A 7,646-nucleotide genomic window follows, 5' to 3' on the forward strand; every position below is an offset into this window, starting at 1 on the left:
CATGACCACACCGATGACCAAGGCCGCTCGCCACGCGAAGGTGATCGAGCTGCTGACCCGCCACCCCGTGCACTCCCAGGGGGAGCTGGCCAAGCTGCTCGCCGACGAGGGGCTGGAGGTCACGCAGGCCACGCTGTCGCGCGACCTGGTCGACATCGGTGCCGTCAAGCTCCGCGCCGACGACGGCAGCCTGATCTACGCGGTGCCCGGGGAGGGCGGCGATCGGATCAGGCTGACCCGCACCGGCGCCACCGAGACGTTCGCCGGGCGGCTCACCCGGCTCGCGGCCGAGCTGCTGGTGTCCGCCGAGGCCTCGGCCAACCTGGTCATCGTCCGCACCCCGCCCGGGGCCGCGCAGTACCTCGCCTCGGCGATCGACCACGCCGAATGGCCGACGATCCTCGGCACGGTCGCGGGAGACGACTCGATCCTGGTCATCTCCCGTGCCGCCGACGGAGGCGAGGAGGTCGCCCAGGCCCTGCTCCGGCTGACCTCCGGCCGCGAACGACGGGGCTAGGAGCATTCGCGGGCCACCGCTGCGAGGCCCCGCCGGACAGCTACGATCTGACAGACCGCCGCCGGCCGCCCGTACGGGCGATCATGGCCGGCGGACGGTGGAACCGAACCATCAGCGCTGGGAAGTAGAGGATTTCCGTGACCAAGGCACCGACGCGACTGTGGGGCGGCCGGTTCGAAGGCGGCCCGTCGGACGCGCTCGCGCGGCTCTCGGTGAGCGTCCAGTTCGACTGGCGGCTCGCCCCGTACGACCTGATGGGCTCGCGTGCGCACGCCCGCGTGCTGCACCGGGCGGGGCTGCTCACGGCCGACGAGCTGGAGCGCATGATCGGTGCTCTGGACGACCTCGAAGAGGCCTGCAAGTCGGGCGAGTTCCGGCCCACCGTCGCCGACGAGGACGTGCACACCGCGCTCGAACGCGGCCTGCTGGAGCGCCTCGGCACGCTGGGCGGCAAGCTGCGCGCGGGCCGCAGCCGCAACGACCAGGTCGCCACCGACCTGCGCCTCTACCTGCGCGACGCCGCCCGCCAGATCGTCTCGCGGGTGGTCGAGCTGGAGACCGCCCTGATCGCCCAGGCCGACCACAACCTCGGGGTGGCCGCGCCCGGCATGACCCACCTGCAGCACGCGCAGCCCGTGCTGTTCTCGCACCAGCTGCTGGCGCACGTGCAGCCGCTGACCCGCGACGTCGAGCGCCTGCGCGACTGGGACAAGCGCGCCGCCGTGTCGCCGCTGGGCTCGGGCGCCCTGGCGGGCTCCTCGCTGCCGCTCGACCCGCAGGCCACCGCCGCGGAGCTGGGCTTCGACTCCGCCGCCGCCAACTCCATGGACGCGGTCAGCGACCGTGACTTCGTGGCCGAGTTCCTCTTCGCGGCAGCGCTGCTCGGCGTGCACCTGTCGCGGCTCGGCGAGGAGATCTGCCTCTGGGCCTCGCAGGAGTTCCGCTGGATCGAGATGGACGACACCTACGCCACCGGGTCGTCGATCATGCCGCAGAAGAAGAACCCCGACGTGGCCGAGCTCGCGCGCGGCAAGGCCGGACGCCTGATCGGCCACCTGGTGGGCCTGCTCACCACGCTCAAGGGCCTGCCGCTCACCTACAACCGCGACCTGCAGGAGGACAAGGAGGGCGCCTTCGACGCCGTCGAGACGCTGCTGCTCGTCCTGCCCGCGATGGCCGGCCTGATCGCGACGATGCGGATCAACACCGAGCGCCTCGAAGCGCTGGCCCCGCAGGGCTTCGCGCTCGCCACCGACCTCGCCGAGCTGCTGGTCCGGCGCGGCGTGGCGTTCCGCGACGCGCACGAGGTGGTCGGTCACCTGGTGGTGTGGTGCCAGGTCAACGACAAGGACATGGACGAGCTCACCGACGACGAGCTGGCGAAGGTCTCCCCGCACCTCACGCCGGACGTGCGCGAGATCCTCAACGTCCCGGGCGCGCTGGCCTCCCGCAAGGCCTACGGCGGCACCGCGCCCGACCGCGTACGCGAGCAGGCCGAGGCGCTCCGGACCCTGGTCAACGACCACGCCTCCTGGGCCGCCGGCGCGGACAGCCCCTGATCCGGCGTGGCCGGAGCTGGGAGGCGGGGGCCGTACGATGGCCGATCGATGTCCCCCTGTCGTCGAGCATCACGGTGAGGCCATGACCACGGAGTTGCTGCCGAGGGAGTTCTTCGACCGTCCCGTCGAGGAGGTGGCGCCCGCCCTGCTCGGGCAGGTGCTCGCCCACCGGAACGAGGACGGCGAGGTCCTGCTGCGGCTCACGGAGGTCGAGGCGTACGCGGGGCCACTCGATCCCGCCTCGCACGCCTACCGAGGCCGGACCCAGCGCAACGCGGTGATGTTCGGCCCACCCGGCTTCTCGTACGTCTACTTCACCTACGGCATGCACTTCTGCATGAACCTCGTCTGCGCGGAGGAGGGCACGGCCTCCGCCGTCCTGCTCCGCGCCGGCGAGGTGATCTCGGGGGTGGAGCTCGCCGCGTCCCGGCGTCCGCGTTCGACCGTGCGGGACCTGGCGCGCGGCCCCGCGCGGCTGTGCCAGGCGCTGGCGATCGGCCGGGAGCAGTACGGGCTCGACGTGTGCTCCCCGGACAGCCCGCTGAGAATCCTGGCCGGAGAACCGGGCCCGGCAGAGCTGATCAGCACGGGCCCGCGCACGGGGGTGAACGGAGCCAAGGAGACTCCGTGGCGGTTCTGGATCGAGGGCGACCCCACGGTCTCCCCGTACCGCGCGCACGTCCCCAGGAAGCGCACCGTGGTGACCGACGAAGCGATCGCCAATGGGCGAGCCTGACGCGCGCCATGGACCCCGGCGGCCGTGGGGCCGCGGCGGCGTCGCGGCGGGCCTGTCCATCGGAGTGATCGGCACCGCGATGGTGGCCTGGGCGGACGGCGGGCTGCGCGACACAAAGGTGATCAGTCAGGTTCGGCAGCCCGCGTCGGTCCGCTATCCGGACGAATCGATCCACTACGCGGGCGTCGTGCGCGTCCGCAGCATGATCCTGCGCAGGCACCGGCCGTACGAGGTGGTCATCGGCAGGTACCCGAGCCTCTCCTACGGGCACGGCGTCGCCTTCGAGGCGACCGGCGAGGACGCGCCCCGCATCAGCGGTGCCGAGTGGCGGCCGGACGGGGTGCGGATCAAGCTCGACTCGGGACACGAGCTGTTCGTCCCGGCCCGAAAGTTCCTGGGCGGCCGGTGAATACCGTTACCGTGATCAGCGGCTCATCGGGCACCCTGGTGAGAGACCGACTGCAAGGCGGAGACGAGGGAGAACGTGACCGACATCATCGACGATCTCGCGTGGCGCGATCTGATCGCGCAGTCCACTGATCTGGGCGAACTGCGGGCACTGCTCGCCGCGGGGCCGGTCACGCTCTATTGCGGATTCGATCCCACGGCGCGTTCGCTGCACCTGGGCAACCTCATCCAGATCCTGACGCTGCGGCGGTTCCAGCAGGCGGGGCACCGCCCGATCGGGCTGGTCGGCGGCGCCACCGGGCTGATCGGCGACCCGAGCGGCAAGAGCGCCGAACGGGTGCTCAACTCCGAGGAGACCGTCGCCGGATGGGTCGAGCGCATCCGCGGCCAGGTGTCGAAGTTCCTGGACTTCAACGACGGCCCGACCGGCGCGATGATGGTCAGCAACCTCGACTGGACCGGGCCGATGACCGTGATCGAGTTCCTGCGCGACATCGGCAAGCACTTCCCGGTCAACAGGATGCTCGCCCGCGAGACGGTGAAGTCCCGGCTCGACACCACCGGGATGAGCTACACCGAGTTCAGCTACGTGCTGCTGCAGTCGATGGACTTCCTTGAGCTCTACCGGCGGTACGGCTGCCGGTTGCAGACCGGCGGCAGTGACCAGTGGGGCAACCTCACGGGCGGCGTCGACCTCATCCGGCGAGCCGAGGGCGGCACGGCGCACGCGCTGACGACGCCGCTGCTCACCAAGTCCGACGGCACCAAGTTCGGCAAGACGGCCGGTGGCGAGACCTACTGGCTCGACCCCGAGCTGACCTCGCCCTACGCGTTCTACCAGTTCTGGTTCAACGCCGACGACCGCGACGTCGACAACTACCTCAAGGTGTTCAGCTTCCGGTCCCGCGAGGAGATCGAGGCCCTGCTGAAGGAGGGCGTCGAACGGCCCGCCGCCCGGGCGCCGCAGCGCGCGCTGGCCGAGGAGGTCACCACCCTCGTCCACGGCGCCGACGAGACGCGGCGCGTGATCGCGGCCTCACGGGCGCTGTTCGGCCAGGGGTCGCTGGAGGAGCTCGACGAGCGCACCCTCGGCGCCGCGCTGGCAGAGGTGCCGCGGACGCGGATCGCGCCGGGAGAGCTGCCGGCCGTGGCGGACCTGCTGGTCGCCACCGGACTGTGCAAGAGCAAGTCGGAGGCCCGCCGCACGATCGCCCAGGGCGGCGCGTACCTTAACAACGCCAAGGTCGACGCCGAGGACGCCGTGCCGGCCGCCGACGACCTCCTGCACGGCCGCTACCTGGTCCTGCGCCGGGGCAAGCGCAACGTGGGCGGCGTTGACGTGACCCCCTCCTAGGCACCGCACGAAGACGGGCCGGTCCGAGCTGTCGGACCGGCCCGTTCGCCGATCGTCACCCTCCCCACCGGTGACCTTGCGGCTTCGAGGGACTTCTGGACCCGCGGGCTGGGATTCATCGACCTGTTCTCGATCCCGGACCGGCTGACCCACCTGCGGCGGTGGGCGTTCCAGGACGTGCTCCTGGTGCCCGGCGACGCCGAACGGTCGGGCGAGGCCCCGGCGATGAGCGTCAGCTTCGCGTGCGTGCTCAGCCAGCTCGACGAGATCGCGGCCGGCTGTGAGGAGCTCGTTCCGGGATGCACCAGCGGTCCGAGGGAGATGCCGTGGAACTCCACCGAGCTGACGATCATCACGCCGGAGCACGCGCGGATCGTGCTGACCGCGGCCCGGCCGCTCGATCCGGACAGCCCGCAGGCGGCGGAGCTGCGCGAGCTGGGCTTCGACATTCCGCGAGCATGAAGGCCGGCCGACACCGAGCCCATGATCGGTGAGCCGGCCCACGAGCACGAAGCCGACAGTGGCCGCGCTCGCCGGGGCCCAAGGCGCTGCACCACTGGGACACAGGCCGACGATGGGTGCAGGAGATGATGCTGCTGACCGGTCGGAGAACGAGACGCAGTGGCCACCGGTGTGTACCACAACCCAGTCAGCTGACTGATGCTGACCGTTTCCCCAGCGCATAGCGTCTATTTCATGATTCTGGTAACTGGAGCGACCGGGAAGGTCGGCGGACAAGTGGTGACGCGGCTCCTCAAGGAGGGCGTCAAGGTTCGAGCGTTGGCACGCGAACCGGAGGCGGCGGATCTGCCTGGCGGCGTGGACGTGGTACGAGGCGACCTGGCGGATCCGGGTTCCCTCGACGCGGCGCTGGACGGGGTGGACAAGGTGTTCCTGGTCTGGCCGACGTTGGCCGCCGATGACGCCGCGGCCGAGGCGGTGCGGCGCATAACGGAACGGGCACGTCGTGTGGTGTACATGTCGTCGATGGGCGCGGGTGTGCCCGACGGTGGCCCTGTTCTCGACTCCCACGGCCTGCTCGAGCGATTGATCACCGAGTCGGGTGTGGAATGGACGTTCCTGCGTGGCGGCGGGTTCGCCGGCAATGACCTGGCCTGGGCAAAGGACATCCAGGACAGCGGCGTGGTACGTGAGCCGTTCGGCGGCTGGCGGCGATCACTGGTGCACGAGGCCGATCTGGCCGCCGTGGGCGTGCGGGCGCTGCTGGAGGACGGGCACGTCGGCGCCACCTACGACCTGACCGGGCCGCAGGCATTGAGCCAGGCGGAGCGGGTGCGGATCGTCGGCGAGGTCACCGGGCGGCCGCTGCGCTTCGAGGCGCTCTCCTTGGAGGAGGCCAGGCAGCAGTTCCTGTCCTGGCTGCCGCCCGAGGCGGTCGAGGCCACGATAGAGAGCATGCTGGAGGTGACCAGGAAGCCGGAAGAGGTCACGGCCGCCGTCGAAGAGATCACGGGACGTCCCGCGCTGAGCTACCGCGAATGGGTCGTCGACCACGTGCGTGACTTCGGTGGCTAGCCTCTGAGGCATGCCGCACCGGGCGCGGAGGAGACGGCCAGGATCGATGGGCTTCTCTCCGCCGCCCGGCCGGGGCGGCAGCACCGCGCCGGCCGTCACACTTGGCGCCCCGGTGATCGAGAGCGGCCCGTGCGGGCCCTCTGGCCTCGCGATGGTAGGAACCCGCTCACGATGGTCGGCATCATGATCACGAACCTCGCTCCTCGCGTGTGCCTGGAACCCCATAGCCCGACACGTGCTGGACGTGAGAGGAGGTGCCCTGGTGCGGATCTCGCGCCCTCAGCCCTCGGTTATGGTCTTTCCCATGGAGGCCGAACATCCTCTTGTGCGCCAGGTTTTCCCGGAGCTGGTCACTGAACTGGTGGCTTTGCTCGAAGGGGAAGGCGAGCGGGAGCTTGCCCTGTGCGCATGGGACCTTCGTCTGGTCGCCGGCTGCGGCTGCGGCGACGACTTCTGCCAGAGCTTCCGCACCGAAGTCCATCCCCAAGGCCAGCCGTACGGACCCGGCCATAGATGTGTTCCCCTCACGCCCTCGAACGGCATGCTCAACCTCGACGTCGTCAACGGACGGATCATGTTCGTCGAGGTGATCGACCGACCTCCGCTGCGTTACCGCCGACGGGCCGAACCGGAGACCCCTAGCCCGTGGTCGCCCCAGTTCAACCGACCTCAGCCATAGACGGCGGCTGGACGATGGCCGAGCAGCGGCTCGTACCGGTTTCCCAGGCATGGTTGACGGGAGTGGCCAGGTGGCCCTCCCCGGGCCGGACGCAGGTCCGTCCTTTCATCGGTATATGGCTGAGGTCCTAGACCTCGTCGGCGGGGGAGCTGTCGACCGCTCCTGTGCCCGCACTGCCGTCCGCTAGGTAAGACCTCGCCACACACGTGCGCGTCAGGGAGGCGGAAAACTTCGGTAGATCTGGATCACAATGCGGTCGCAGTGGGTATCTCAGAACGCCCATGAGTACAGGAGAATGCGCCCTGACCAGGCTAAATGACCGGCAGGCAGCGTCCCGGCGTCGATTTGACGACGGTGGGGCATCGACCTAATGTCGTACCTGCCCCACGGGGGAGCAGGACGCCGAGAGGTGGTCGGCCCCAAGGGGATCCCCCTCGGACTTCAAGGTCGTAGCTCTGCGACGCCCTTGAATCGGTCGAGAAGGGTCCAAGTAGCTCGAAAGTTTGACAAACCGGGCAGCTTGGGTAAGCTTGAAGGGTTGCCCCGGAGTCGGGTGCCGCGGGAGCGGTGGTCTGGCGCGGTGGGTGTCCGTTTCTTGAGAACTCAACAGCGTGTTAAAAGCCAGTGCCTTTATAGGCCAGCGCACTTTGTGTGTCTGGTCTCCCCGTGGCTGCGATCCTCGTTGGGGGTTGTGGTTGGGGATTTCTTTGAGGCAAAGCGGCCCCTTTTGGGGGGTTGCATTGCTGGGATTTGCTCTGAGGTTTGGCTCGCTCGGGTCTTTTGGTTCGGGTGGGTCGTGTGGCCTTGATGGAGAGTTTGATCCTGGCTCAGGACGAACGCTGGCGGCGTGCTTAACA

At 69.6% G+C, this 7,646-nt stretch carries 8 protein-coding genes; all 8 read left to right on the plus strand.

Features of this window, described 5'->3' with window-relative positions; all coding sequences use genetic code 11:
• Position 1 precedes the first annotated feature (1 nt).
• The 8 genes from ABD333_RS41840 (at position 2) to ABD333_RS41875 (ending at position 6,789) form a co-directional block, all read left to right on the plus strand.
• Positions 2-517, plus strand: coding sequence for an arginine repressor (locus ABD333_RS41840; RefSeq protein WP_344548200.1), 516 nt, complete (start codon positions 2-4; stop codon positions 515-517).
• Between the two features lie 137 nt (positions 518-654).
• A complete protein-coding gene (gene argH, locus ABD333_RS41845) occupies positions 655-2,076 on the plus strand; it encodes an argininosuccinate lyase (protein WP_344548201.1) in 1,422 nt (473 codons plus the stop codon).
• A gap of 82 nt (positions 2,077-2,158) precedes the next feature.
• Positions 2,159-2,812, plus strand: a complete 654-nt coding sequence (locus tag ABD333_RS41850) for a DNA-3-methyladenine glycosylase (protein WP_344548202.1) — start codon at positions 2,159-2,161, stop codon at positions 2,810-2,812.
• Complete coding sequence (locus ABD333_RS41855) at positions 2,799-3,221, plus strand: hypothetical protein (protein WP_344548203.1); 423 nt, start codon at positions 2,799-2,801, stop codon at positions 3,219-3,221. The genes ABD333_RS41850 and ABD333_RS41855 overlap by 14 nt, the downstream gene beginning before the upstream one ends.
• Positions 3,222-3,296: 75 nt before the next feature.
• On the plus strand, positions 3,297-4,574 hold the full coding sequence (gene tyrS / locus ABD333_RS41860; RefSeq protein ID WP_344548204.1) for a tyrosine--tRNA ligase: 1,278 nt from the start codon (positions 3,297-3,299) through the stop codon (positions 4,572-4,574).
• 177 nt (positions 4,575-4,751) lie between these two features.
• Entirely contained in the window at positions 4,752-5,036 is a 285-nt protein-coding gene (locus tag ABD333_RS41865) for a hypothetical protein (protein ID WP_344548205.1), read from the plus strand.
• A gap of 234 nt (positions 5,037-5,270) precedes the next feature.
• On the plus strand, positions 5,271-6,110 hold the full coding sequence (locus ABD333_RS41870) for an NAD(P)H-binding protein (RefSeq protein ID WP_344548206.1): 840 nt from the start codon (positions 5,271-5,273) through the stop codon (positions 6,108-6,110).
• A gap of 304 nt (positions 6,111-6,414) precedes the next feature.
• Positions 6,415-6,789, plus strand: a complete 375-nt coding sequence (locus ABD333_RS41875) for a hypothetical protein (RefSeq protein WP_344548207.1) — start codon at positions 6,415-6,417, stop codon at positions 6,787-6,789.
• Positions 6,790-7,646 lie beyond the last annotated feature (857 nt).

The organism is Actinomadura fulvescens (genome assembly GCF_039533225.1).
In the GTDB taxonomy this organism is placed as follows: Bacteria; Actinomycetota; Actinomycetes; order Streptosporangiales; family Streptosporangiaceae; genus Spirillospora; species Spirillospora fulvescens.

Excerpts from the sequence above, each read along its gene's own strand:
- ABD333_RS41840 (WP_344548200.1), top strand. The coding sequence starts at position 2 with ATGACCACACCGATGACCAAGGCCGCTCGCCACGCGAAGGTGATCGAG.
- ABD333_RS41850 (WP_344548202.1), top strand. The coding sequence starts at position 2,159 with ATGACCACGGAGTTGCTGCCGAGGGAGTTCTTCGACCGTCCCGTCGAG.
- ABD333_RS41855 (WP_344548203.1), top strand. The coding sequence starts at position 2,799 with ATGGGCGAGCCTGACGCGCGCCATGGACCCCGGCGGCCGTGGGGCCGC.
- ABD333_RS41870 (WP_344548206.1), top strand. The coding sequence starts at position 5,271 with ATGATTCTGGTAACTGGAGCGACCGGGAAGGTCGGCGGACAAGTGGTG.
- ABD333_RS41875 (WP_344548207.1), top strand. The coding sequence starts at position 6,415 with ATGGAGGCCGAACATCCTCTTGTGCGCCAGGTTTTCCCGGAGCTGGTC.